This is a genomic window from Rhizobium sp. Leaf262, assembly GCF_001422245.1.
In the GTDB taxonomy this organism is placed as follows: domain Bacteria; phylum Pseudomonadota; class Alphaproteobacteria; order Rhizobiales; family Rhizobiaceae; genus Agrobacterium.
In genome coordinates this window covers 742386-767523 of the sequence record NZ_LMMM01000001.1, presented here as the reverse complement: position 1 = coordinate 767523, position 25138 = coordinate 742386, and the positions used below count along the sequence as shown (strand labels likewise).

The window sequence follows — 25138 nt, the reverse complement described above, 5'->3', positions numbered from 1 at the left end:
AAGCGTTCGGTGAGCAGCCGTAGCCGCTCACCTCAACGGCAACGCATTCAGCCAGCGGCACGGAAAGCCGCGCAGATGTCACCTGCGGGTGCGTTCCACACACCCTCATGCGACAGAATGTAATCAAGGGCTTCGCGCAGATATTCGACGCGATACGGCATGCCGGACACCCAGCTGTGCAAAGGCAGGCTCATGACACGACCGCCATATTGCGCGCTTTCGCGGTAGAGAACGTCGAAGCGGTCCTTGACCTGCTGCATCCATTCGGCTTCCGACTGGAAATACTCGTCGGCCACAACGCGATCATCCGTCTCATAGGCCATGGGCATGGCGAGCAGCGAGCCGTTTTTCGTCTGCATCTCGTAGGGAAGATCGTCGTTTGCCCAATCAAGGCTATAGGCAACACCGTTGCGCGCCAGAAGATCAGGCGTATTGAAACCCTGCGCGCGACCCGGCGACAGCCAACCCTCGACCTTCTGTCCGCTCGCCTCGCGCAGCAGGCTCAATGCCTCGGCAATAATGGCATTCTCTTCGTCTTCGCCAAGGCCGGAATGATGGACCTTGCCCATATCCAGACCGTGCGCGATGATCTCATGCCCGCCCCGCACCACAGCGTCGATCAGCGCCGGATAACGCTTGGCAATCACGCCATTGATGGCAAAGCTGGCTTCCAGCTCCTTTTCCGCAAGCAGCTTGAGAATGCGAAAAATGCCGATGCGATTGCCGTAATCCCGGTTCGTGTAATAGCGAAAATCCGGGTAAGGCATGGACAACGCGCCCGGTGCCTTGAACGGCTTGGAGGGCATGTCGAGCGGAAAATGCTGCACATGGGTAATGATGGACAGCGCAATGCGCGCGTCATCCGGCCACGCAATCGGCTTGCGGGAGAACATGTCGCTCCACTCGTAGCGATCATGGTCCATGCCGTACCGACGGGCGGGATAGTTGAGATAGTCTTCAGGCATAGACATCAGCGCGCTCCCTTCCCGGATTTATGGGCGACCATGGCAGCACTCATAGCGTCATAGGCACCGGTGGCGTGATAGGCGGCTGCGATTTCGCGGCCTGTCGTCTGCCACACGCCGTCATGCCCTGCGATATATTCGATGGCTTCGGCAAAGGCGTCGATGCGATGCGGCTGACCAACAAGGTACGGATGCAGCGGAATGCACATGACCGTGCCGCTTTCATCGCCTTCCTTGTAAAGCTGATCGAACTGCCGCTTGATGATTTCGCCGTAGTGGCGCGGCGTGACCTTCTGGCTGTTGTAGACGATGACGTCGTTCATCTCGAGCGAGTACGGCATAGAAATCAGCTTGCCGGACTTCACCTTGACCGGCATCGGCTGGTCGTCATGGAACATGTCGCAGGTGTACTGGATGCCCGCTTCCGACAGAATATCCATCGTCCAGAAATTGTTGGACAATGCAGGCGAGAGCCACCCCGCCAGCTCCTGACCGGTGTGTTTACGCACCGTATCGAACGCATCGCGGATGATCGCGCGCTCCTGCTCGATATCGAGATTATAGACATAACGCGTGTTGTAGATGCCGTGGGAGAAGAACTCCCAGCCACGATCCGCGCAGGCCTTGATGATTTCAGGATGGTGATCGCACAGCGCGACATTAAGCGAAACAGAGCCGCGAAAACCGGCCCTATCCATCGCCGCCATCATCCGCTGCCAACCGGCACGGTTGCCGTAATCCCGGTGGGAATATTGCAGGACATCCGGGTTAGGCCGCGCCCAGGGTGTGCGGGTGGGATTGTTCGGCGGATTGTATTCGTAGAACTCGATGTTCGGTGCGATCCAGACGGCAATCTTCTTGTTGCCGGGCCAGACGATCTTTGGGCGGTTCGGCCAGGGCAGATAATCATAGAGCCCGAGGTCCGATTTCATTGCACTCGCCTCGCCAGCCATCTCAACGTACCTCCGGCTGATAGGCCTCGTACCAGGCGATAGCATCCGAGACTGGAATCACATCGCCATATTTGACGGAAATGTCATAGAGATTGGCGAAATGCGGGCTCTCATGCTTGTCGGCCACGCATTCTTCGGGAACGATGACCCGGTAGCCGCGAGAGATCGAATCCACCACGCAGGCGCGGATACAGCCGGATGTCGAGCCGCCGGTCAAAACAACCGTGTCGCACTGGTGCCAGACCATCAGCGACTGAAGATTGGTCTCATGGAAAGGCGATGCCATGCGCTTGTTGAGGATGATGTCCTTGACGTGATCGATCTTAAGGCGGGGATCGAACTCGGCCCGGCGCGAGCCGACCTTGATGTTTTGCAGGGAGTCAGGCGTGTCGGTGCGAGTGCCCCAGACGCCACAATCCTCGCCCGATTCCATGTAGGCAACATAGGTCCACGTCACCGGCAGGCCCTTGTCGCGGGCGAGACCGGACAGCGTATTGACGTATTCCAGCTGCCGGGGATCGGTCTCATATGCCGTCACGAACTCGCCGAGAGACGTGTAAGCACATTGCAAATCGATATTGATCAGCATCGGCTTGCGGCCGAACCCAAATCGTCTGCGCGTGGGGTTAGCTTTGGCCTGCTCGTACAATTGACGCGCGGTAAGCGATGAGTTTTCCATGACGGCCTCCTGTGTCTTGCGACCCTCCACACGGTCCGACAGGCGGGCCGCTTCCTCAGCAGAGGGGACGCTTTATTCTTTCTATTGTTATCACTTTATATCATTTGTAAAGCCACTTTTCGAAGCCATTTGATGTCTTTTTCAAAGACGCATTTTGTCTGTGCAGATGCCTTGCAGGCAACGGATTCTATGCTGATAAATTGGGCAGCCAGAGCTGCCAGCTGTCAGAAAATGTGATCTTCCAATCATCCTGCCCGCCGATCAGAGATGCGGAATGGCCCGAATCCATCAAAGGGATCTCGAGGGTTTTTCGATGAGTTGGATGTGTCTCGCACGATTGCGCACCGGGCTACTCTTTTTCAGAGTTAGGTGCGCTCAGCATCTGCTGCAGGACAGCGCGGTTCGATCTGGTTATTTTGCAGACCGGGTGCCGCCTCCGCTCTCATGGCGAGCGGGCACGCAACAGCACATCGGCGGGTGCGATGGGTTTGAGCGACAGGCGCGTCAACGCCACCACCATCATGCTGAATGGTGATGGCGTGTGATCTGGTCCTACAGATCAAGTTACCAAGCATTTGCGAGCATGTCGGAAAGCTCCATGCTCGATGACACGCCTTTTACTTCGCTTTTTCCAGATGGCCGCCAAAGGCGTGGCGCATCGCGGAGAGCACCTTGCCGGAAAACTCCGCCTCACCGCGTGAGGAAAATCGCTCGAAGAGGGCAGACGACAGCACAGGCGCGGGAACGCTTGTCTCGATGGCGGCCTGAAGGGTCCAGCGCCCTTCTCCAGAATCCGAAACACGCCCGTCATAGTACTCCAGATGCGGATCCTGCTTTAGCGCCTCCGCCGTAAGATCCAGAAGCCAGGAACTGATGACCGAGCCGTGTCGCCACACTTCGGTCACGGCTGGAAGATCGATATCGAACTGATAATATTGCGGGTGGGCAAGCGGGGCGGTTTCCGCATCGGCTTCGCGGGCGCGGGTTCCCGCATTTGCCGCCTTGAGGATATTCAATCCTTCGGCATAGGCAGCCATTACGCCGTATTCGATGCCATTATGAACCATCTTGACGAAGTGGCCCGCACCGGAGGGGCCGCAATGCAGATAGCCCATGGGCGCAGTCCCGGTTGTCGGATCAGCGGCAATGCCCTGCCCAGCACCGGGTGCGAGAGAGGCAAAAATCGGATTGAGACGTTCGACCGCAGCCTTCGGTCCGCCGATCATCAGCGAATAACCGCGTTCCAGCCCCCAAACACCGCCCGATGTGCCGGTGTCGATGAGATCGATGCCACGCCCGGCGAACTCTGCCGCAAGATCGATTGCATCGCGATAGTTGGAGTTGCCGCCATCGATGATGGCATCGCCCTTTTCGAGTTTGGCAGCAAAGTCGCGGGCGATCTTGGGCGTGATCGCGGCGGGCAGCATAAGCCAGACGGCGCGCGGTGGTGAAAGCTTTGCCACAAGGTCTTCCGGCGAAGTCGCGCCGGTGGCGCCTTCCTTCACAAGTGCTGCGACATTGTCTGGATTGACGTCAAACACGACGCAGTCGTGGCCGTATTTAAGAAGACGACGCACCATATTGGCGCCCATTCGTCCGAGTCCGACCATTGCAATCTGCATTTTTACACTCCGTTTTCATTCGACCGTTTCAGTCGCGTTATTCGCCGAGGCAAGCGGCAAAACTCTGGTTTGTTCAATGGCCCGCCCCCGGCCAGAGGAAGGCAAAGTCGATAGTAACACCGTCTGGCATTTCTTGAACTGCCGGATCGGCGTCGTGTGTGAGGCAACGCCGTGTTTTCGCACCCGTGTTCGGTGCTGATCCGTCACGGGGACTTTTAGCTGGAACGAAGATAGTTCTGTCTGGAGAATAAATGTTCTGCCCATATTCAATGGCGGAAACCCTGATATTGAACGAATGAACGCTCCGCGTTGCGAAAGAAGCGAACATCCCACCGACGGTTCGACATTCCTGCCGAATGTGGCTTCAACATCCAAGCTAGGCTCCGGGATCCCACCGGACAACTTAAGTTTTTGTAATTTTGCGAAACTACGCGCCTGTGGTGCGGTGGCGAAGCCAAAAGTCCCGATCGCGTCCTGGTACTCTTGTGTCGGCAACTATTGACGAACAGGGCGAACTAGGCGTTTAACGGAATCCCACCCTTCAAGGCTTCGCTCACATGGAAACAAGCGAATGCCTTCTGCATCCGCCTGATGAGACGCCCTTACAACGGCAACCGAATTGGGCTCTATTTTTTCGGAGCGACTATGACCCTGTCTGATACTCAGCTTCTTCTGACTGCGTTTGGTGGTGTCGTTTTTCTGGTGGTTTTGATCGTCTCTCGCATCAGGCTGCACCCTTTACTCGCACTGATCATCACATCGATTGCCGTTGGTCTCCTGACCGGCATGCCGACAGACAAGCTGATCAAGTCGATCGAAAGCGGCGCGGGCAATACCTTGGGCGCTGTCGGTCTGGTCGTGGCTCTCGGTGCCATGCTGGGGAAAATCCTTGCTGATTCCGGCGTGACTGAAAGTATTTCTGACATCATCATCCGTAAAACACCGACGCGGCTGCTGCCCTGGGCGATGGCGGGTGCTGCCTTCATCATCGGCATTCCAATGTTTTTCGAGGTCGGGCTCGTCGTGCTGCTGCCGCTGATCTTCAGTGTTGCGCGCAAGCTCGAGGCTACATCGGCGGTTCGCGGCTCGGCCTATGTCTATGTCGGGGTCCCGGTCATCGCCGCACTTGCGGCTATGCACGGCATGGTACCGCCGCATCCCGGTCCTCTCACCGCAATCGCATCGCTAAACACGAACATCGGTGCGACGATGCTGTATGGCTTCATAGCAGCCATTCCGGCGATTGTGCTTGGCGGCCCGATTTACGGCGCCTTCATCGCCCCAAGGCTCACGGTGAAACCGGAACAAGCTCTGATCAATCAATATTCCCAGGCGACTGCGGAAGGCGACCCCGTCAAATCCCCTCCCGGCTTGGGCATAAGCCTCCTGACTGCATTGCTGCCGGCGTTGTTGATGCTCGCAAATGCTGTCGCCGAAGTGGTCTTCGCGAAGGAGTCGGCAATCGTCCGGATTACGGGCTTTCTAGGAGATCCTGTGATCGCAATGCTGATCGGGGTCTTGTTTGCTGCGTGGGTGCTGGTCTTTGCGCGTGGCGGCGTCTCCGAGGAGCTGCGCAACTCTATGTCCGCCAGCGTCAAGCCAATTGCCAATGTGTTGCTGATCATCGCCGGAGGCGCCGCCTTCCAGCATGTGCTGACAGATGCAAAAGTCGGTGATGCGATCGTCCACCTCAGCCAGCAGTTTGCGCTTTCTCCGCTGATCCTCGGCTGGATTATTTCGATGCTTCTATCCGTCTCCACCGGCTCTGCCACGGTCGGCATCGTTGGGGCATCCGGTCTGCTTGCACCTCTTGCGGGAGGCGAAGCTCTGAACGTGCCTCTGCTCGCCTTGTCGATCGGCTGCGGCTCGCTCTTCTTCAACTACGCCAACCACGCCGGATTCTGGCTGGTGAAGGAAACATTCGGAATGTCGATGGGCGAGGCAACCGCAACGATTTCCGTCGTCCAGTCGATCGTTTCGGTGGTTGGCCTGATCATGGTGCTGCTGATGAACCTCCTACCGCCATTGCTTTAAAAGGGGGCAGAAGCATTTTTTCGATGACTTCGTTCTGAATGACCCGTTTCATCCCTTTGCCGGGCAGACATTATAAACCCGGCGCTGTTTGCGTCTGCCATGTCGGAAAAGCGACTGGTGCAAATATGCAGGATTGGTAATGTCGGGCGAGTTTGATTTTTTATAGGATGTTAGATGCCCGTTGAAACGCCCACAATCGAAACGCTGAAGGCGGAAGAGCAGTCACTTCTGATCCCGACTTTTCATTATGATTTTGCATGGACCCTCGGCAGTCTTTTGCGGCAGAGGGCCTCAGAACAAAACCATCCGGTCGCGATCGAGGTGCGGCATGGAAACGATGTCGTGTTTGCCACGCTGCTGCCCGGAGCGACAATCGATAACTTCGGATGGACCAAACGCAAATGCGCCGTGGTCCATCGTTTTCATCGCAGCTCGCTGAGGGTCAGGCTTGAGTCGGAAGCGAAAGGCTATGACTTCAATACCAAGTTCGGGCTGCCAGTCACCGAATACGTCGCCAGCGGCGGTGGTTTTCCACTGGTGTTGAGTGGAGGCACTCTTGTCGGTTCAGTTGCGGTAAGTGGACTTCCAGACGTGCAGGATCACGCAATGATCACCGAATGCCTCAAGGAACTGCTGGGCGTTTGAAGAAACTGAGGCTTGCATTTCCACCCGAGTGACGGAGTGGCCCCAGTGTTGCGATAAGGGGGCGACGACCATCGCGGTCGGCACCTTCTCTAAACCTTAGCACCGGGGCTGTGACCGTGTTTCGCGGCTTTCTTCATGGCGTGACCACACCCACTTGCTAAGCAACTTTCGCGTGCTTAAAAGACCTTCAGCTTAATAGTTGGAGAGGACAACTTCGTGGAACAGGGACAATCCCAGACCGGCAAGCGGGGATCCAAGGCGCTTTGGATTTCTGTGGCGCTTATCGCAATTGTCGCCGCCGGTGGCGTCGGGGCCAAGATTTTTTACGAAAACAAGGTCAACGAACTGATTGCACGCAGCGGCGCAACGGCTGGCTCTGTCGATGTCGACTTTCTCTTGAAGGTTCATGTGCGGGACCTGAGCCTGCCGCTTGAGGATGGCAAGACCATTCAAATCGCAGCGATTGATGGTCGCCCGAGATTTCCGTTTCTGGATGGCGTTCTGGAGATGAAGGACGTCAACATCGAAGTGCCCACCGGGAAAGTCTCGATGGCGCATGCGCGCGTCGAGAATGTGGCGGTCGAGCGTGAGCAGGACGTTGTGGGCCAGGGAGATGCACGTGCTCTTTCAAAGCGGATCGAGCGGTTTGCGGCAAAAAGCATTTCCACGCCCGAGATGACGTTTACTCAATCCTTCCCCACCGTCCAGCAGACAATCGTTTACAAGAACGCGACTCTTGCCGATATTGCTGAAGGCCGTATTGCTCGTTACTCGGTCGAAAGTGCCACTTATGACATCCAGATGGATTTGCCGGATGCAACCGGCGAATTAAAAAAGAAGCATGTGACCGGATCGAACGGGGTCATAAGCGGTCAGGATATCGACCTCGCCTACCTCGCCAGAATTTACACGGAAAAAGCGGGCCCCGAAGACAAGGAACCCAAACCCGTTTACGGTCCGCTCTCCGTCAAGAACATTGCGTTCTCGGAAGGCGACGGACGTTTTGGATACGACGAAGTCCGCAGCGACGGCTTTAGCATTCGCATGCCGACGACGCCGCTGGCTGAGACCATGGCAGCGCTGACGGCGAACAAAAATCCCGAAGAGCTTCCACCAGCCGAGCAGAAGGCACTTTTCAGCAAGGTCCTGTCTCTTATCGACATGATCGGCAAGAGCGACATCCAGTTGCTGGGCTTCAAGGCGGACGTCCCCAATAAGGAAGAGCCGTCGACGGGAAAACGGGTCAAGGCCGAAATCGCCCGCATGGACATGCAGATGGACGGTCGAAAAATCGACTTCGCCATGAATGGCATGAAGATCGGAAGCGGCGACGACACAATCGGGGTGGACGAGGTCAGCCTGAAAGGGTTCGACTGGGGTTCGACTGTTGAAGGTCTCTCCGAAATCGTCGGGCGTGATGAGGCCGAACTTGCAAACTTTCAGTTCAGCCGCCTCATGCCTGAGTTTGGGAAAATCCGTCTAGGCGGCGTCAACATCGATGCCACCGCGCCGGAACAGCCAGACGGAGACACAACCGCGACGCCCCAACGCGTCAAGTTCTCGCTTCGCAACTTCGAGATGGGACTGACAAAGCCCATTAACGGCATACCGACCGATGTCGACATTAGACAGGATGATCTTTCTCTGCCAGTCCCCGCGGATTCCTCGGACGAGGTGTTCATCCTGGCACGCCAGTTGGGAATGGAGGCGCTTACCTTTTCCTATGGATTTTCCGCAGGATGGGATCAACCAAACGACAGCCTGAATATCCGGGACATCTCTCTGAGCAGCAAGGATTTCGGGAGCATCAATCTCATCGGCCATATCAGCGGCTTTACGCAGGAGTTCTTCTCCCTCGATATCAACCGCACTCAGGCAGCGCTTTTGGGGCTCGCGGGTCGTGAAATCAAACTCACGGTGAAAGACGAAGGCATGATGGCGAAGGCGATCAAGCTCTATGCTCTGCAGAACGATATGACCGAAGATCAGGTTCGCGGCGCGCTGACCTTAGGTGCCAACGTCGTCTTGATGCAGATCGCGGGCGAGCAACCGAAGCTTCAAAATGCCACGGAAGCATTGCTTCGCTTTATCAACGATCCCGGCACATTGACCGTGACCGCCAAGGCGACCGGTCCGAACGGCCTCGGCCTGCTTGATTTCGTTGCCGCATCTCAAAACCCGATGCTCTTGCTCGACAGGGTCGATATTCAGGCAACGGCTGAATAAGAGGTAACAGCGCGAGAGATCGTGAAGAATTCGGACAAGGGGGCCCTCCCCCTTGTCCTTCGTATTTTACGGCTCAATCCGCATCGACGTGAACCTGTTCACCCGTTTGCGGGTGAAACGAGACTTCGACTTCGCGTCCATCCTTGTTGAGAGCCTCGACTTCATAGCATCCGTCATCGATATCGATCTCACGCACTTCGATATCGAGGGCTGCGATTTTTGTTCGCAGGTCTGCTTCGCTCATCCAGTCTGCGATCGGGACATTTCCACAGCGACGGTCGTCATCTGCGTGAGCCGTGACTGCAAAAGCGGTGATTACGATAGCTGTTGCGACGAGAATTTTCATGGGATGTTCCTCTGTTTGGGCTTCACTGTGTTCGTCCAGGCGTCTTGCTCGTGGAGTGATCGCACAGTACCAATGTCCCGCTGAGGAATGGCTGACGCGCCGTGTCAGCGAAATTTCAGCTAAAGCCTGATATAGACTGAGAATGAATAGTTTCGTTTCCACATCTGCATCTCTGATGGTTGTCTTTGCCCTTGCCTGCCCTGCACATGCGGATGATAGCGGGCTGGACAGGTTGCGCGATGCTGTCGCGCGCGGCGAGGTTCTTCCGCTTTCCGAACTTCAAACCCATGTGCATCAGGTGGCCCCCGGTGAGATCATCAAGGTCGAGCTGGAAGAGGATGACGGCAAGTTCATCTATGAGTTCAAGGTGCTCCAGGCCAATGGCCGTCTGGTCGAAATCGAAATGGACGCGCGGGACGCCCGTGTCCTTGACGTAGACAATGAAGACGATTGAGGCCAATGCGTATTCTGCTTGTCGAGGACGACCCACTGATCACCCGAGACGTTACCCGTCACCTTGCGTCCAATGGATACGTGGTTGAGCATGAGAAGGACGGAGAGGCAGGCTGGTTTCGCGGCGACAGCGAAGACTTCGCTGCGGCCGTTCTCGATCTTGGCCTGCCAGAACTTGATGGACTGTCCGTGCTCAAGCGCTGGCGCCAAAGCGAGCGGGAATTGCCGGTTCTCATTCTGACCGCGCGCGGCAGCTGGCAGGAACGTGTCGAGGGGATCGATGCCGGTGCTGATGACTACCTTGCGAAACCCTTCCAGATGCCGGAACTGCTGGCCCGCCTTCGTGCGATCATCCGGCGGTCTCAGGGAACGGCATCGCCCGTCCTTCGGGCAGGCGGGCTCAGTATCGATCCACGGACAAAAGTCGCATCCTTACACGACATACCGGTCGACCTGACACCGCTGGAATATCGCTGCCTGACCTATCTCATGGCGCATGGGGACCGCCACGTGTCTCAGATGGAGTTGACCGAACAGCTCTACGCACAGGATTTCGAGCGCGAGAGCAATTCGGTCGAAGTGCTGATCGGACGCTTGCGCAAGAAGTTCGGCAAGACCGTGATTTCAACGCGGCGAGGCTACGGTTACCGGATCGGAGAGGCATGAAAAAGCTGCACCGGAAGCGCCCTTTGTCCATTCGCAGCCGCTTCCTGATTGTTTCGCTCATCACCGTGCCATGTGCGCTGACCTTGGCCGGTGTCTTCATGGTCTCGGTTTTCTCAACAAATGTCGAGCGCAGGCTCGATGCGGAATTGACCGGCCATATCAATAACATCGCGGCGACATTGCGGGTATCGCCGCAAGGAGAACTGCAACGTCCAAACGGCTTCATCGACAAGCGATTTACCGACGCCTATAGCGGGCTTTATTGGCAGATCGGCGACAGCACCTCGAACAGCAGACTACGCTCGCAGTCGCTCTGGGATTTTACGCTCGATGTACCCGGCGATCTCGCCCCGGATGGCGTGGTTCACCGCTTTGCCGTAGCAGGTCCAGAGGGAACGACACTGACAGCGCAGATGCGTCAGATCATGGTGCCAACCGCAACCGGTCTGAAGACCCTCGATGTCATCGTCGCAGCAGACACCAAACCGCTGGAGGATGCCGGATACCAGTTTGCGGCAGATCTCGCCCCCTATCTCGCAGGGCTTGCGATCTTTCTCATTGCCGCATCTTTCGTTCAGGTCTTCTTCGGGCTGCGACCGATCTCGACGCTGACATCCGCGCTCGACACCATCAGGAAGCGACGGGCGGAGAGATTGGACAACGTGCTGCCCATCGAATTTCGGCCGGTCGAACAGGCGATCAATCGTCTGCTGGACGCGCAGTCCCACTCTCTCGAAAAGGCTCGCCAGAGGGCTGGCGATCTGGCCCATGGGTTGAAGACGCCGCTGACGATCCTGGGCAATGATGCACTGACCCTGAGAGAAAAGGGTGAGACCGAGATGGCAGACGAGATTGAGCAGCTGCTGGCCTACATGAAAGGCCATGTCGATGCCGAACTGGCGCGCAGCCGGATCGTAACGAATGCGGGCATGCGTCAGTCCGATGCCAATCTTCGCGAGATCACCGATCAGATCATTCGTACTCTTCAAAGAACGCCCAAGGGAGAAAGTTTGACGTGGCATGTCGATATACCCCCTTCGGTGGTACTGCCGCTCGATCCCCACGACCTGCGGGAACTGGTTGGAAATGTGATCGAGAATGCGGTCAAATGGGCTAGTTCGGAGATCGTCATTGCCTACGCCCAAAACGGCCTGACCGTCAGCGATGACGGACCCGGCGTCGATCTCGACAAGATAAGCTCCATGACCGAGCGGGGTGTGCGGCTGGATGCAAAGGTGCCGGGAACCGGCTTTGGCCTGTCCATCGTCAGGGAAATTTGCGACGTCTATGGGCTTGCTCTGTCCATCGACAACCGCAGAACGTCAGGACTGCAGGTTCGCATCGGGTTCGGTACGTAGAGCGTTTCCTTGTTAAATGGAAACGTTCTGCCGGAGCAGATTTTCGTCAGGACAAAGGCGATTGGCGAAGGGCATACCCCACGGTTGGCCGTATGCTAAGGCTACGGCACGCGCCGTCCAGACAATCAGTCGATCCCGTTTGAACCAACAGAACTGTTTCCATTTAACAAGGAAACGCTCTAAGTGCCGGAAGGGCAAGGTTGTGCCCTGCCCTTCCGTATCATGAGCGCGCTCAGGCAACCTCTGCGTAGAAGCGCTTGAACTGGGGCGCGACGCTTGAATGACGTTCCGATCCGCCGACCGTCACTTCGATCTTTCTTCCGCTGCGCTTTTCTCTTTTCAGCCATTCGCTGATGGTTTCAGCGCAGGTGTGATCAAGATACTGAAGGTCCTGAGCCTTGAGTTCCACCTTGTGACCCGGCGGAACACTCTCGAAGGCCGAGAGGATCGACGGCACGTTCGTGCATGTCGCAGCACCTGCCAGATTGAGCACCACCGCATCTTCGCTTTCCTGACGCTCGATGCGAAAACGGCGGCGCAGATGCGGAATGATCTGCAGCAGCGACAGGGCAAGCCCCACGGTGACGCCCACCAGCAGATCCTGCACCACCACCATGGTGACCGTTACAGTCCAGATTGCAACCGGCATCCAGCCGTAGTGGCCGAACAGCGTCCGCACATGCTGCAGGCTGACGAGACGCCAACCGGTGACGAGCAGAACGGCCGCAAGCGCCGTCAAGGGAACGATTGCCAGCACTTGCGGCGCCAACGCTATCAGGCACAGGATCCATGTGCCGTGCATGATCGTCGAAAGCCGTGTCTTGGCACCCGCCTGCACGTTTGCAGAAGAGCGCACGATGACGCCGGTGATTGGCAGACCGCCAAGCATGCCGCACAGACCGTTACCGATGCCTTGAGCGAACAGTTCCTTGTTGAAGCGCGCCGGTCGCCCGTCATGCATCCGATCCACCGCTGCGGCAGACAGAAGCGTTTCCGCACTGGCAACAACCGCAATCACGATCGCGGCAATCAGAAGGCCGGGCTCCTGCAATCGTGCAAACTCTTCCACGCCGGGTATCGTTACCGCATCGAAGAGAGACGCCGGAAGCTCGACACGACGGATCGACAAATCAAGCATTGCGGCAAGAAGAGTGGCGACAAATACCCCGATCAATGCGCCGGGAACAAGCTTCATGGACTGCGGGCGCAGTTTTTCCCATCCGAGCATGAATGCAAGCGTCACCAGTCCTATCAGCAATGCGCTGAGATGGCTGGTCATGCCGTCCCGCCAGAGATGTCCGACCGTCTCATCAATCGCCACCACGTTTTCTATCGCACCCGCCGCTGGCTTCGCATCCATGAGCACATGGATTTGACCCAGGATGATCAGGATGCCGATACCCGCCAGCATGCCGTGGACGACGGCAGGCGAAATGGCGCGAAACCACGACCCGATCCGCAGGAAACCTGCCAGGATTTGTAGAATACCGGCCAGCATCAGCACGGGCCCCAGCGCGGCAATGCCGTATTGGTCCACAAAGCCGAATACAATGACGGCAAGTCCGGCAGCGGGGCCGGACACCTGGAGGGGAGACCCGGCAAGGGTGCCAACCACGATGCCACCGATGATGCCGGATATCAGACCCATGGCAACAGGCACGCCGGACGCTATCGCAATGCCAAGGCACAGGGGAACTGCGACGAGGAAGACAACGATCGATGCTGCAAAATCCGCAATCGTCGTTGCAAACGGTTTGGTGAGCGGGCGACCTTCGTCGCCCTCAGTCCACGCTTTGTTGCTCATTGCCGTCACCCCGCCATTGCAAGGTTTGCGGGTTCGGGAACGACATGAGGCTCCGCACGACCACTGACGGCAACGGGAATTGGCTCGCTATCGGCGACATCCCGGAAGCGCGAGCTCTGACCGTCATAGGCCAGCACGCTGCCGCAATCGATGTCGAAAAACCAGCCATGCAGTGTCATTTCGTTGCGCGCGAGGCTTGCGGCGACCGATGGGTGCGTCTGAAGGTGCGCAACCTGAATGACGACATTTTCCATGGCAACCGCACGCACACGCTGCTCCTCATCGATATCAGGAGGATAGGCCTGGCAGACGATGGAGTGTGCGGCGTGTCCGTGACGAAGCCAGGCCCCAACATTGGGCATGCTGCCAAGGCGCTCCGGGTGGCAGAGACCTTTCATCGCGCCGCAATCGGAATGTCCGCAAACGATGATGTCGCGAACGTTCAACGCAACGACCGCATATTCGATCGCCGAGGAAACCCCGCCATTGGCGGTCTGGAACGGTGGCACGATGTTTCCGGCATTGCGGCAAACGAACAGATCGCCCGCATTGGCCTGAGTGATCGTTTCCGGCATGACCCGGCTGTCGGCGCAGGAAATGATCAGCGCCTGCGGTTGCTGACCCTCTTTGGCCAGACGGCGGTAGAGCGATGCCTCATGCGGAAAAACGTCATCCCGAAAACTGCTGAGACCTTTAAGCAAATCGTCCATGCTTGTATCCTTCCTCTGTTCAGACGAGGCCCTGTGACGGCCCGCGCCTCAGTGAAGCGACTATTCGCACTGCACAAATTACGGAGGCTAAAATGACAAGTAGCTGACGAGGAGTGGGTGGGAAATTCTCTACAGTCAGACGATAATCAACAACATCAATAACGTTATTATCTAATATTCATTCTTTCCTAGGCGATTAGACGGGCAATTTCGACTCTTTCGGAAACAGCCCTCCTAAATCTTACCCCCAACCATTTGCAGGCCGCGTGTTTGTGCAATGCACATGCGCAGAATGACGAGACGGGAGTTTCGCTTAGGAGATTTCGTTAGAGGCGAGCAATGGTTTCTTCGTCAGCTTCGCCACCATAGAAGCGCTGGATGGTTTTTTCGAAGATCGACCCGGGCCCGCCAACTGCAGAAAATAGTGTCATACAGGACCGGAATTTCATGTCGTCCGGAGAACCGAGAATAGCATGAGCACTCCTGTCCGAGTGGCTCAGCATCGCTTCGGTGCACTCCAGCAGTCGGGAGCCAAGCAAGTCGTTATCAAGATAGGCTGCCGCTTCCGCCTGACCGGAAATGGCATAGAAACGGGCAGTTTCGGAGCGGCCAAGTCCGGCGATCTGCGGAAATATGAACCACATCCAATGCGACCGCTTCTTGCCGGCACGTAGTTCTGCAAGCGCAATCTCATAGAGAGCCTCCTGCGCAGCAATGAAGCGATCAAGATCGAACTGCATGCCTTCTCCTTTAATTTCTATGGGGCGTGTTTTCACCGCCGGAATTCTGTCACCGTCAGAAGCCTAACTGTTCCAGTCTCGTTTGGTTCTGGAAATGATCTTGCACATGTTGACCAGCAGGAGGCCAAGAACCATCTATGCCTTAATGGCAAAGATCAAAGCGACCCTCGTCCCGACATTGAACCAAACATGGACACTGTCTCCGGTGGCGACCATGGGTTCTGCCGTGCGGGCCAAAGGTATTTTGATGGAACTCCGCGCAAAGCTACCTTGGCCCATTCGCAAACAGCTAGATATCGGAGGCATGACGCTTATTCTTACTCTTCCAGAGGAAGACGAGGAGGAGTTCGAAGCTGGCTGCGCCACCGTGACAAACGCTCTGAAAACCATGGAAAGCCTGCCGATTCTGCCGAGGGAAATCGAAGATATACTGACGATTTCCACGACGGAACGACGGCGGTGGCTGGATGACGGGCGTCTGCCGAGTGGCGGCATCAGAACCGTGAGATTGCGCGGGCGCGCCAAACGGATCACCTTCCACGTCTTCGACCCCCGCATCGTCGAGGACATCCTCAACAGCGGCATCGTCGATGAGTGGCGAGAGCACGATCTTGTCACCAAAGCCGAGAACAGGCGTCGCGCTGCGCATCAGGCAAAGCTGACGCGCTCGCTAAAAAAGGCTGGGTCAAACCGAGCGTCGAACCGATCATCATCCGAGCTGTCGGGATGGGCAGACTTCGACAAGGACGGGCTTCTGCGGTGAAGGCCGCTAGACTGCTGCTGCGCCTGATAACGGCCGTTGATGCACGACGATGCGGGCATGGTATGGCACGCGGGTATAGAGATCGATAACGTCCTGATTGACCAGCCGCACGCAGCCGGAAGACGTCGCCTTTCCGATCGACTGCCATTCGGGTGAGCCATGCAGACGATAAAGCGTGTCCTTTCCATTCTGGAAAATGTAAAGGGCGCGAGCACCCAGCGGGTTCTTGATGCCCGGATCCATCCCGCCATTTTCCACCGAGTAACGCGCAAGACCAGGAGAACGCGCAATCATCTCGTCCGGCACTTTCCAGCGCGGCCACGCCTGCCGCCAGTGCACGACACCCTCTCCTTCCCAGGCAAATCCATCCCGGCCAATGCCGACGCCATAACGCATGGCAGTCCCACCGGGCTCTACGACATAGAGAAAGCGGTTTCCGGTATCAACGACAACGGTGCCGGGTTTTTCTCCGGTCGGATCGTTCACGCGCTGACGATAATATTTAGGGTCAATCTGCTGATAGGGAATTGCCGGAATGGAATGACCGCCATCCTCCAGCGCTGCGTATCGCAACTTCAGTTCCGCGTCATCGGGCGGCAGTATGGGCCGACGTGCGACCTGCGGCAAGGGTGCAGGCGTGGTCGCGGTCTGGCAGCCTGCCAGTGCCGCTGCTGCCGAAATCGTGCCAAAGACGAAGCTGCGTCGGGTCAGACGCTCTATACGAGTCATGATGAGAATCCAGATATGAGGTGCCTCGTCATTGCCTAAACCGGCGCCTGTAGCAAGACAGGTCTGGATCACATCCTTGGGATAGGCAGCGATACGGGCTGGTCTCGGCCTCACAATGTCGGAGGTAAACGCTGCGACCTCAAGAGTATCGATATCATCGGCATAACGCACAACGAAACGGCGGCAGCGACGAAGAAGGCGACGTGATAGCCGAAGCGCTCCGCTATCGCACCCGCACCAATGCCTCCAACCATACTGACGATGCCATCCATGCATTGAAACAATGTGAAATCGATCCCCGCTTGCCGTGGATCGGACCAGCCCATGAAGCAGGCATAGAGAGCGACGAAACCGATGGACATGACACAGGATGAACTGATCACCGCAACCGTCATGACGATCCACTGCGCGATCTCCCGATGAAGACTGAAGGCCGCAAAGACACAAAGAAGAAGAATTTGGGCGATGATCGACACGACAAGAACGCGCGAAGAGCCATAGACGCGAACCAGAAGCCCACCTAAAAGTGCGCCGCCAAAACCCACCACCATGCTACCTGCACCGTTAAACGTTCCCAGTGTCGCCAGATCGAAGCCGTAGTCGACAAGAAACGGGCCAAGCATCGCCAACCCCCATTTTTGAGCGGCGACGTAAAGCGCTGCGACAAGTAATCCTTTTCGCACATGCGGACGTTTGAGTGCATTGATGAGAGATGGTGCGCCGTCACGGGTCTCGACCCTTGTCCTGGCAGCCGGGCCGAAAACGAAAGGCAGCGCCAGCAGCAGCAAAAGACCTGCCATGACCAATGTAGCGTCTTTCCAGCCGTAATGATCGACAAGGACCAGAAACAGACCCGCCCCGATTGCGGAGCCGAGATAGGAACCTCCGACCTGTGCAGCGTTTCCCCATCCGTGATGCGCAATCGCAAGCATCTCGACCGCATAGCCATCGCAGGCGATATCGACAGTTGCCGTAATCACGGCAACGACGAAGAGAATGCCGATGGCCAGGCTGACCGGAGACGGGCCGGTGAATGCGAGGATGACAAGACCAATTGCACATAGGGCAATGCCCACACCCACGATGATGCGGGATCTATTCCTGCCCACCCGAGGTAACCGGTAACGCTCGACATAGGGCGACCAGAGAAATTTAAGAGCCCATGGCAAAACGACCAGATACAGCAGCCCGATCTGGTCAAGCGGAAGACCTGCGGCTCTTAAAACCGCAGGGAGGCCTAAAAACGTCAATCCGCCGATGACACTCTGGCCGATATAAAGTCCGCCAACCGCAGCGAAAACGGCGGCAGGCGACGGCCTTTCATGTGTAGAGGTGTTCTGCAGCATCAGAAGCGATACTTGACGCTGGCAACGACTTTCCGACCTTCATCGTAATAGCAGAACCCGGCAGTACAAACCTGATTGACCTCATTGAGCAGGTTCGTCGCATTGACCTGCAGCTTGACGCCTTCCATGGCACCGTTGAGTTGACCGAGGTCATATCGAACGGCTGCATCAACGAAGGTGCGCGCACTGTTGTTCAAAACCGGGGTATGAAGGTCGTCACCAAAGCTCGAGCCGACGTAACGAATACCGGCACCGATGCCGAGCCCTTCCAACGCCCCCTCCTGAATGTCGTAGTCTGCCCAAAGCGAGAACGAATGATAGGGTGCTGAGTTGAACTGATTGCCAACGGTTTGAGCCGTCAGCTTTTTGATTTCGGCGTCGTTGTAGGAATAGCCGCCGGTAAAGCTCAAGCCATTGTCCAGAGACGCCGTCACTTCCAGTTCGACGCCACGGGAGTGCAAATCGAGTTGCCGCAGCACGTTCCTGTTGACCGATGTGTCGAACGTGTAGACGCTTGCATTCTCCAGATCGATATCGAAGTAAGCAGCCGAAACGAGGAGGTTTTTGTCGGGCACCTCATATTTCACCCCGATTTCGTATTGCTCTCCAAGCGTTGGCTGGGCCTGAGCCGTTGCCCCGAAGGGCACGCCTGGATTGGCGAGGTAAGAGGTTCCATAGCTGACATAGGGCATGATGTTCCAGGGCGTCACGTAACCGATCGACGCGCGCCATGTCGTTTCGCTATCGTTTCGAGCGTAATGGACACCATCCTTCGAAAATTCACTGTCATGCCAATCGTGCCGCAAACCGAGGCCGATGCGCCATGCATCTACCTCGATCTGGTCCTGAATGTAGACGCCGATCGCGTTTTGTTTCTGGCGTTCAAAGGTAGTTGCGACAGGCACATAGGTGGACGTGTCCGTGAACTGAGTTGCGCCGCTGCCTTGTCGGGAGGTGTACTCCATGAAGCTGTAGTCCACGCCGGCGATAAGCTTGTGCTGCGCCTTTCCAGTCTGAAATTCGCCTTCCAGATAGGTATCCGTGGACACGCCCTTGTTGTCTTCGTAGACGACGCCGGGCCAACGATCAAAAACATATTCTTGGTCAGACGAGAGTTCGGAGTAACGCAGCTTGTGATGCAACGTCAGCGCGTCATTGAGCTCATGTTCGAGTTCATAACCAATGCGCCACTGCTTTTGCCGAAAATCGTTGAAACGGGCATCGCCGCCATAGACAGGAGTCGCCCCCAATGAAACGCCGTCGGGGCCATAGTTGTTGATGTAGCCCCAGGTCCCACCAGTCGTAGAATCCATATACTCGCCGAGAACAGTGAAGGTGGTCCCCTCATCCGGCTTCCACGTCACGGCAGGCGCGATCATGACACGGTCGTCCTTGACAGCTTTCACTTCGTTTCGAGCGTCGCGTGCAACTCCTGTCAGTCGGTACAGGACGGAACCATCATCCGTAACGGGCCCCGAAATATCGAATGCGGCTTGAGCGCGCCCATAGGAACCATATTGCAGCTCGACTTCCCGAAACGGCTCTTCGGTCGGGCGTTTGGAGATAATGTCGACCAGACCGCCGGCGCTGCTTGCACCATAAATCGATGCGGCCGGACCGCGCAAAACAGTCAGGGCTTCCACACCGTAGGTTTCGAGACGGAACAGGCCGTTCGGGCTGTTTATCTGGCGCAATCCATCACGGAATACGCCTGTATATTGGAGGTCGATGCCTCTGACGCGAAAGGAATCATATCTCGGCTCGCCGCCAAATTGCCCACCACGGGCACCCGGCGTGTAACTTATCGCTTCCGTTACATTCTGCGGCTGCCTGTCATCCAGTTGCTTGCGGCTGACCACAGACACGGACTGCGCCGTTTCTGCGACAGGCGTATCCGTCTTGGTTGCCGTGCGGCCGGATTTGGGGACATAGCCATTCGTCTGCACTATGCCTTCCACCCCGTCCTGCCCATTGCCGTCAACGACAATCGTTTCGAGGACTGTAGAACCACCAGCACCGACTGCGGCCTGATTGCCAGCAACCGAAGGATCGAAAATACGGACGGTGTTTGAACCGGTGACCGTGAAACTCAAACCCGATCCCGCAAGCAGTTGAGTCACCGCTGCCGAAACGGAAAGGGGGCCTTTGACGCCCGGTGTCGTTTTACCTCTGGTAATCGCCGAGGGATAAAGCATGCGGAGATTGGCTTGACGACCGAGGGCCAGAATGGCGTTTTCCAACGGCCCGGCAGGTACGGACAGGGTGTTTGCGACAGGCGCGGGAGAGGCACTTTGCGCTACGGCATCATTTGGACCCGACAGGCTCGCGACCGACAGCCCAAGTATTGCAGTCGTCAGCGAAAGTCGCCTGTTTAGCCTTTTCGCAAAAGTCATCCTATTCCCTTCCACACCTGATCAGCAGTTCATCGCGCAACGGCGCAATGCTTTCTGTTGACCTAGAGTGAAAAGGGCGCTTGCCTCCTGACGTCGTCAGGCGAAAAATTATCGGGACCGAACAATCACCATCATGCCGGACAGTCTCGTCACGGCAACAGGAAGATCGGCTTCCAGAATACGAAGGGCCTGATCGGTGTCGTTCAGATCGAAGATGCCGGAAACGTTCAGTCGAGCGGCATTCTCATCAAGGACAACAATTTTGCCATGGCGATATTGCGCCAGAGTTTTCAGAACCTCGCGCAGTGGCTGCCCCGAAAAGACAAGTTTTCCATCCCGCCAAGCCGTGTTGCTGGCAACGTCTTGCCTGGAGCGCACCAGTTTTCCGCCGGTGTCACGAGTCAGCACATCGCCTGCCCCCAAAAGGTCCTTCCCGGCAGGTGTCGCCACCTCGACCTGACCTTCTTCGACCTGAACCGCCTGTGGCAAAGCGCCATTTGCTGATCTCACCGAGTAATGGGTACCCAGCGCCTTCGCGGTCAATCCATCACTGTCGACAAGGAAGGGACGGTGCGGGTTGCTGGTTACGTCGAAGAAGGCTTCCCCGCGCAGGAGAACGATGCGACGCTCGTGATCCGTATAGTGTGTCTGGATAGCGGCGTCGGTGTTGAGAGTGACACGAGTCCCATCCTCAAGCGTAACGACGCTGGTCTCACCGACCGTCGTGTAGTAGTTCGCCTGTAACCGATCGACGATACCGCTTTGCTGCCCCACAAACGCCGCCAGGCTCAAGAGACAGACGACACCAAGGGTGGTGGCGATGTTCCGGCCCGAAGCAATGCGTTTCCGATCCCCCGGATGAGCAATACGCACATCCCGCATATCGCTCCAAAGGTCTCTCAATTCTTCATAGGCGCGGTGGTGCGCCAGGTCGCGGGCCAGCCATTCCTGAAACGCGCGGTGATCTGCCTCTGTCGCGTCGGCTGACTGGATACGCGCCACCCAAAATGCTGCCTCTTCGGCAAGACCATCAGCAAGCGGTTCGCTCTGGTGTTCACGCATGGGAAGATCGCCGTTCTCGAAGTTCGATGTAACTGTTCATCTCTATATAAGGAGTGAGAAAGAGACGAGCGCCTGACGTTCCCTCATAGATTTATTTTTGCGCGAACCGCACGGCAGTGTAGCAAGGCTTTTATAATATGCTTTTCGACCATGTTGCGAGATATGCCCAGCCTGGCGGCGATGTCTCCATTGGACAATCCATGAATACGGCTCAGCACGAACACTTCCTGACAGCGTTTAGGCAAGCTCTCTATCTCGCGCGCCATGATGGAAAGATGTTGGCGTGCAGCGAGGATGTGTTCCTGATCTGGTCTGTCGCAGGGCACCGCAAGCCCCTCTTCCAAGGGTATCGACAAGGAGCGGTCCCGCGATTGCCGCATGATCGTCAATCGCGCAACGGATTTCGCGATCTGGAAAAGATATGCCCTCGGGTTTTCAATCAAGGTCGCTTGCGAGACCTGCAATGCCCGCAAAGCGGTCTCCTGCATCGCGTCAGCTGCGTCCTCTCGGTCTCGAAGACGTTGCTGGAAAAAGCGGATCAGCCGACCCTCTTCTTCCGTCGCCAAAAGGTGCAGCAATGATCTACTCATAAACGGACTTCGCTCAACAGCTGCGGTCGCCCAAGGCGACCAACTGCCTCGATCTAAGCGCCCGAATACATGATTATTATAATCATCTTTATAGCGGCTTCAGCAATGACGCTAGCCAAAAAAAGCCAAGTCGGGTCGTGACCTCGCTCGTATCAAGGTTGAGTGCCCAGCGGATGATATGAGGGTCATACCGTCAGACGGCGAGAAAGCCCCCATCGACACTCAAGACTGCACCGTTGACCATGGCCGTATCCGACGAAAGAAGAACGGCAATCGTGCGTGCTACATCGTCAACCTCGGCAAAGCGACCCACCGGGTGGCGGACCATCATCGGCTGCGACTTGACCGGATCGCTCCAGGCAGCCACTGCGAGTTCGGTGAGTGTTATGGTTGGTGCCACGGCATTGACGCGAATGCCGTGCGGTCCGAATTCCTTGGCGAAGACACGGGTAGCACCTTCCAACCCCGCTTTTGAGGCGGCGTAGCATAGGTGCTCGGTAAAGCCGCGATGTCCGGCAATGGAGGTGATATTGACGATAGCGCCGCCACCGCCAGCTGCGACACGGGCGCGGCCAAACTCCTGGCATGTGATGAGGGCTGCTCGCAGGTTGATGCCCATAACGGCTTCGTAGCCCTCTTCCGTCATGTCGAAACTCGACTCCAGCACATTGATGCCAGCGCTGTTGATGAGGAAATCCGCTGTTCCGGCTTGGGCCATGGCCCGACGCGTCGCTGCCGGGTCGGCGAGGTCAACGACAACCGAGCGTCCGCCGATTTCAGCGCGCAGACTGTCGAGATCGGAGGCGGTGCGGCTGAGGGCGATAACGTCTGCCCCTCGCTCCGCCATGATCTTGGCGCAGGCCCGGCCGATGCCTTTGCCGGCGCCGGTGATGATGACGGATTTGCNGGTTAGTGTGAGCCTGCGGTCAATAATGGCTCGATGTCGTCGCGCACCTCGCGCGCCATTTTTTGGATTTTGAGGAAGGCCTTGTAGCGTGCCTCATGCGGCTGAGGGCGATAACGTCTGCCCCTCGCTCCGCCATGATCTTGGCGCAGGCCCGGCCGATGCCTTTGCCGGCGCCGGTGATGATGACGGATTTGCCTGAAAACTGCATGGTGTCTCCTCCAGATATGCGCGTGTTGTGGCGGTTAGTGTGAGCCTGCGGTCAATAATGGCTCGATGTCGTCGCGCACCTCGCGCGCCATTTTTTGGATTTTGAGGAAGGCCTTGTAGCGTGCCTCATGCAGAGCCCAACCGGCCTTTCCATCGCCCCCATCGTCTTTGGCGGCAACGTCTTCGGNCGTCGAGCAGCGGATAGCCACTCCTCCAGATATGCGCGTGTTGTGGCGGTTAGTGTGAGCCTGCGGTCAATAATGGCTCGATGTCGTCGCGCACCTCGCGCGCCATTTTTTGGATTTTGAGGAAGGCCTTGTAGCGTGCCTCATGCAGAGCCCTGACCGGGCCAGAAGCCGGCTCACTTCGACCGGCAAGGCTCGACATGGCGGGCATGGCTGTCTGCAAATCGGGATAGGTTTTCGCCGCAACGGCGGCCAGCATGGCAGAACCCAACAGAACCGGCTCAGGGCAGGCCGTCACCTCGACGGCAACGCCGGTCGCATCCGCCAGAATCTGGCGGGTCAGCTTGTGGGTTCCGGCACCGCCCGATACCGAAATCGAAGAGATAGAGACACCATGTTCAGCCTGCGTGTCGATGATCTGGCGCAGACCGTAGCCGAGACCGCAAAGACCTGCGATATACAGCGCCACCAGATTTTCAGAGCCGGTTTCCATCCCCAAACCCATAACAACCGCACGCGCTGAAGGATCGGCGAAGGGTGCGCGATTGCCGAGAAACTCGGGAACGACGTTCAACTGACCAGCAAGAAACACCGCTTGTGATGGGTCGTCAACCGAGGCCAGTGCGCGCGCAGCAAGCCATTGCGGCAGACCTAAGCCCTCGCGCGCGGCCTCCTCCTTTGCCTTTTCTGCGTAGGGATGCAGGCTGAGCAACTGGTCGATTGCCGCGCCAGCAGCAGACTGACCACCTTCGTTGAGCCACATGCCGGGCACCATGGCAGAGTAATATGGCCCCCAGACCCCCGGCACGGAAACCGGTTCTGACGTCGTAGTCGTGGTGCAGGAGGATGTGCCAAAGACATAACCGAGGCAGGCGGCAGGGTTCTCCGCGCCGCCCCGTGCGGCCACGGTGCCGACGCCACCCGCATGCGCATCGATCAGCCCTGCGGCGACGGCAATGCCGGGCCGCAAACCCATCGCTTGTGCCGCATCAGGCGTCAGGCCCGCGCCAAGCGGAGTGCCGGGAGGAACGATGCACGCACCGATGCGGCTGAAGCCGTTTGAGGCGAGGTCGTCCAGCCCAATAGCTTCAAAGTAGCTTTCGTCCCAGCGACCCTCGTGAGCGAGATAAGTCCATTTGCAGGTGACCGTGCAGGATGAGCGCTCCAAAGCATCAGTCGCTTTCCAGGTCAGAAAATCGGTCAGATCGAAGAAATGCCGGGCGCTTGAATAAATTTCAGGTCGGTTTTCTTTCAGCCAGAGCAGTTTCGGTGTTTGCATCTCCGGCGAGATGACGCCACCGACATAGGACAGGACGGTATGTCCCATCGCGTTGATCCGGCGGGCCTGTCCTATCGCGCGATGGTCCATCCAGACGATGATGTCGCGTTCCGGGTGCTGCGGATCGCCGACACCGCCAGCGGCACCCTCGACCACCAGCGAGCAGGTTGCATCGAAACCCAGACCAGCAACGGAGGCCGGATCAATGCTGGCAGACCCAACCGCATCGCGGACCGCAGCGCAGACGGCGTCCCATATCTGCGCGCTTGATTGCTCTACGTGACCACTATCATCGCGAAATATGAGGATGTCATGCTTGGCAGAAGCCAGCAGCGTGCCAGCAGCATCGAAAACACCTGCGCGTGCAGACGCTGTACCGACATCAACGCCGATGAAATATCCGTCCATAACATCCTCCATTCATTGCAAATCGTCGCGCCATGTCCGCAGACCAAGGCGCGACGACACCTTTATCA

At 57.2% G+C, this 25138-nt stretch carries 22 protein-coding genes and 2 pseudogenes; 7 read left to right on the top strand and 17 right to left on the bottom strand.

From position 1 onward, the window contains the following. Window positions 1-47: 47 nt before the first annotated feature. The 5 genes from ASF29_RS03425 to ASF29_RS24785 form a co-directional block, all read right to left on the bottom strand. Window positions 48-971 carry a polysaccharide deacetylase family protein gene (locus ASF29_RS03425; RefSeq protein ID WP_062448472.1) on the bottom strand — a complete coding sequence of 308 codons (924 nt, stop codon included), beginning with the start codon at window positions 969-971 and terminating at the stop codon, window positions 48-50. Then, entirely contained in the window at window positions 971-1897 is a 927-nt protein-coding gene (locus ASF29_RS03420; protein WP_062448687.1) for a polysaccharide deacetylase family protein, read from the bottom strand. The genes ASF29_RS03425 and ASF29_RS03420 overlap by 1 nt, the downstream gene beginning before the upstream one ends. Before the next feature lie 22 nt (window positions 1898-1919). Further along, the gene (locus ASF29_RS03415) at window positions 1920-2597 is read right to left on the bottom strand and encodes an isochorismatase family protein (RefSeq protein WP_062448685.1); all 678 of its coding nucleotides are present in this window, start codon (window positions 2595-2597) and stop codon (window positions 1920-1922) included. Between the two features lie 617 nt (window positions 2598-3214). Then, window positions 3215-4219 carry a phosphogluconate dehydrogenase (NAD(+)-dependent, decarboxylating) gene (gnd, locus tag ASF29_RS03410; protein WP_062448470.1) on the bottom strand — a complete coding sequence of 335 codons (1005 nt, stop codon included), beginning with the start codon at window positions 4217-4219 and terminating at the stop codon, window positions 3215-3217. A gap of 15 nt (window positions 4220-4234) precedes the next feature. Further along, window positions 4235-4594, bottom strand: a complete 360-nt coding sequence (locus ASF29_RS24785) for a hypothetical protein (RefSeq protein WP_210166794.1) — start codon at window positions 4592-4594, stop codon at window positions 4235-4237. A 270-nt stretch (window positions 4595-4864) separates the two neighbouring features. Here ASF29_RS24785 and ASF29_RS03405 point away from each other — a divergent pair, with 270 nt between their 5' ends. The 3 genes from ASF29_RS03405 to ASF29_RS03395 all read left to right on the top strand — a co-directional run bounded on the left by ASF29_RS03405 (window position 4865) and on the right by ASF29_RS03395 (window position 9124). Beyond that, on the top strand, window positions 4865-6253 hold the full coding sequence (locus ASF29_RS03405; RefSeq protein ID WP_062448468.1) for a gluconate:H+ symporter: 1389 nt from the start codon (window positions 4865-4867) through the stop codon (window positions 6251-6253). A gap of 174 nt (window positions 6254-6427) precedes the next feature. Further along, a complete protein-coding gene (locus tag ASF29_RS03400) occupies window positions 6428-6898 on the top strand; it encodes a heme-degrading domain-containing protein (RefSeq protein WP_062448466.1) in 471 nt (156 codons plus the stop codon). A 216-nt stretch (window positions 6899-7114) separates the two neighbouring features. Then, a complete protein-coding gene (locus ASF29_RS03395) occupies window positions 7115-9124 on the top strand; it encodes a hypothetical protein (protein ID WP_062448465.1) in 2010 nt (669 codons plus the stop codon). 73 nt (window positions 9125-9197) lie between these two features. Here the strand turns inward: ASF29_RS03395 and ASF29_RS03390 are convergent, their stop codons facing one another. Next, a complete protein-coding gene (locus ASF29_RS03390; protein WP_062448463.1) occupies window positions 9198-9470 on the bottom strand; it encodes a PepSY domain-containing protein in 273 nt (90 codons plus the stop codon). Between the two features lie 142 nt (window positions 9471-9612). Here ASF29_RS03390 and ASF29_RS03385 point away from each other — a divergent pair, with 142 nt between their 5' ends. From ASF29_RS03385 to ASF29_RS03375, 3 genes are read left to right on the top strand one after another with little or no spacing between them, the layout of a single operon-like run. After that, window positions 9613-9924 (top strand): PepSY domain-containing protein, encoded by a 312-nt coding sequence (locus ASF29_RS03385; RefSeq protein WP_082453353.1) that lies wholly within the window; start codon window positions 9613-9615, stop codon window positions 9922-9924. 5 nt (window positions 9925-9929) lie between these two features. Further along, entirely contained in the window at window positions 9930-10589 is a 660-nt protein-coding gene (locus ASF29_RS03380; RefSeq protein WP_062448459.1) for a response regulator transcription factor, read from the top strand. Beyond that, window positions 10586-11947: a HAMP domain-containing sensor histidine kinase gene (locus ASF29_RS03375; RefSeq protein ID WP_062448458.1), complete on the top strand. Its 1362-nt coding sequence runs from the start codon at window positions 10586-10588 to the stop codon at window positions 11945-11947. The genes ASF29_RS03380 and ASF29_RS03375 overlap by 4 nt, the downstream gene beginning before the upstream one ends. Before the next feature lie 232 nt (window positions 11948-12179). On the opposite strand, the gene ASF29_RS03370 is transcribed toward ASF29_RS03375, so the two are convergent. The 3 genes from ASF29_RS03370 to ASF29_RS03360 all read right to left on the bottom strand — a co-directional run bounded on the left by ASF29_RS03370 (window position 12180) and on the right by ASF29_RS03360 (window position 15216). Next, complete coding sequence (locus tag ASF29_RS03370; protein ID WP_082453351.1) at window positions 12180-13751, bottom strand: SulP family inorganic anion transporter; 1572 nt, start codon at window positions 13749-13751, stop codon at window positions 12180-12182. Between the two features lie 5 nt (window positions 13752-13756). Further along, a complete protein-coding gene (locus ASF29_RS03365; RefSeq protein WP_062448456.1) occupies window positions 13757-14461 on the bottom strand; it encodes a carbonic anhydrase in 705 nt (234 codons plus the stop codon). Between the two features lie 326 nt (window positions 14462-14787). Then, entirely contained in the window at window positions 14788-15216 is a 429-nt protein-coding gene (locus tag ASF29_RS03360) for a DUF1810 domain-containing protein (RefSeq protein ID WP_062448682.1), read from the bottom strand. A 130-nt stretch (window positions 15217-15346) separates the two neighbouring features. On the opposite strand from ASF29_RS03360, the gene ASF29_RS03355 reads away from it, so the two are divergent. Next, window positions 15347-15964, top strand: a complete 618-nt coding sequence (locus tag ASF29_RS03355; RefSeq protein ID WP_062448454.1) for a hypothetical protein — start codon at window positions 15347-15349, stop codon at window positions 15962-15964. Between the two features lie 6 nt (window positions 15965-15970). Here ASF29_RS03355 and ASF29_RS03350 read toward each other — a convergent pair whose 3' ends face one another. The 8 genes and pseudogenes from ASF29_RS03350 to ASF29_RS03315 all read right to left on the bottom strand — a co-directional run bounded on the left by ASF29_RS03350 (window position 15971) and on the right by ASF29_RS03315 (window position 25070). Continuing rightward, window positions 15971-16696 (bottom strand): L,D-transpeptidase, encoded by a 726-nt coding sequence (locus ASF29_RS03350; RefSeq protein WP_062448680.1) that lies wholly within the window; start codon window positions 16694-16696, stop codon window positions 15971-15973. Window positions 16697-16803: 107 nt separating this feature from the next. Continuing rightward, window positions 16804-18039: an MFS transporter gene (locus tag ASF29_RS03345; protein WP_062448453.1), complete on the bottom strand. Its 1236-nt coding sequence runs from the start codon at window positions 18037-18039 to the stop codon at window positions 16804-16806. Then, window positions 18039-20432, bottom strand: coding sequence for a TonB-dependent siderophore receptor (locus ASF29_RS03340; RefSeq protein ID WP_062448451.1), 2394 nt, complete (start codon window positions 20430-20432; stop codon window positions 18039-18041). Before ASF29_RS03340 ends, ASF29_RS03345 begins: the two co-directional genes overlap by 1 nt. 108 nt (window positions 20433-20540) lie before the next feature. Beyond that, a complete protein-coding gene (locus tag ASF29_RS03335; protein ID WP_062448450.1) occupies window positions 20541-21494 on the bottom strand; it encodes a FecR family protein in 954 nt (317 codons plus the stop codon). Window positions 21495-21577: 83 nt separating this feature from the next. Beyond that, entirely contained in the window at window positions 21578-22084 is a 507-nt protein-coding gene (locus tag ASF29_RS03330) for a sigma-70 family RNA polymerase sigma factor (RefSeq protein ID WP_062448448.1), read from the bottom strand. A 193-nt stretch (window positions 22085-22277) separates the two neighbouring features. Further along, window positions 22278-22990, bottom strand: a pseudogene (locus tag ASF29_RS03325) (SDR family oxidoreductase); the annotation flags it as partial. 62 nt (window positions 22991-23052) lie between these two features. Continuing rightward, window positions 23053-23199 (bottom strand): annotated as a pseudogene (locus ASF29_RS03320) (SDR family NAD(P)-dependent oxidoreductase); the annotation flags it as partial. Between the two features lie 236 nt (window positions 23200-23435). After that, window positions 23436-25070: an FGGY-family carbohydrate kinase gene (locus ASF29_RS03315; protein WP_062448442.1), complete on the bottom strand. Its 1635-nt coding sequence runs from the start codon at window positions 25068-25070 to the stop codon at window positions 23436-23438. Window positions 25071-25138: the final 68 nt, after the last annotated feature.

Excerpts from the sequence above, each read along its gene's own strand:
- ASF29_RS03425 (WP_062448472.1), bottom strand. The coding sequence starts at position 971 with ATGTCTATGCCTGAAGACTATCTCAACTATCCCGCCCGTCGGTACGGC.
- ASF29_RS03420 (WP_062448687.1), bottom strand. The coding sequence starts at position 1,897 with ATGAAATCGGACCTCGGGCTCTATGATTATCTGCCCTGGCCGAACCGC.
- ASF29_RS03415 (WP_062448685.1), bottom strand. The coding sequence starts at position 2,597 with ATGGAAAACTCATCGCTTACCGCGCGTCAATTGTACGAGCAGGCCAAA.
- gnd (WP_062448470.1), bottom strand. The coding sequence starts at position 4,219 with ATGCAGATTGCAATGGTCGGACTCGGACGAATGGGCGCCAATATGGTG.
- ASF29_RS03405 (WP_062448468.1), top strand. The coding sequence starts at position 4,865 with ATGACCCTGTCTGATACTCAGCTTCTTCTGACTGCGTTTGGTGGTGTC.
- ASF29_RS03400 (WP_062448466.1), top strand. The coding sequence starts at position 6,428 with ATGCCCGTTGAAACGCCCACAATCGAAACGCTGAAGGCGGAAGAGCAG.
- ASF29_RS03390 (WP_062448463.1), bottom strand. The coding sequence starts at position 9,470 with ATGAAAATTCTCGTCGCAACAGCTATCGTAATCACCGCTTTTGCAGTC.
- ASF29_RS03385 (WP_082453353.1), top strand. The coding sequence starts at position 9,613 with ATGAATAGTTTCGTTTCCACATCTGCATCTCTGATGGTTGTCTTTGCC.
- ASF29_RS03380 (WP_062448459.1), top strand. The coding sequence starts at position 9,930 with ATGCGTATTCTGCTTGTCGAGGACGACCCACTGATCACCCGAGACGTT.
- ASF29_RS03375 (WP_062448458.1), top strand. The coding sequence starts at position 10,586 with ATGAAAAAGCTGCACCGGAAGCGCCCTTTGTCCATTCGCAGCCGCTTC.
- ASF29_RS03370 (WP_082453351.1), bottom strand. The coding sequence starts at position 13,751 with ATGAGCAACAAAGCGTGGACTGAGGGCGACGAAGGTCGCCCGCTCACC.
- ASF29_RS03365 (WP_062448456.1), bottom strand. The coding sequence starts at position 14,461 with ATGGACGATTTGCTTAAAGGTCTCAGCAGTTTTCGGGATGACGTTTTT.
- ASF29_RS03355 (WP_062448454.1), top strand. The coding sequence starts at position 15,347 with ATGGCAAAGATCAAAGCGACCCTCGTCCCGACATTGAACCAAACATGG.
- ASF29_RS03345 (WP_062448453.1), bottom strand. The coding sequence starts at position 18,039 with ATGCTGCAGAACACCTCTACACATGAAAGGCCGTCGCCTGCCGCCGTT.
- ASF29_RS03340 (WP_062448451.1), bottom strand. The coding sequence starts at position 20,432 with ATGACTTTTGCGAAAAGGCTAAACAGGCGACTTTCGCTGACGACTGCA.
- ASF29_RS03335 (WP_062448450.1), bottom strand. The coding sequence starts at position 21,494 with ATGCGTGAACACCAGAGCGAACCGCTTGCTGATGGTCTTGCCGAAGAG.
- ASF29_RS03330 (WP_062448448.1), bottom strand. The coding sequence starts at position 22,084 with ATGAGTAGATCATTGCTGCACCTTTTGGCGACGGAAGAAGAGGGTCGG.
- ASF29_RS03315 (WP_062448442.1), bottom strand. The coding sequence starts at position 25,070 with ATGGACGGATATTTCATCGGCGTTGATGTCGGTACAGCGTCTGCACGC.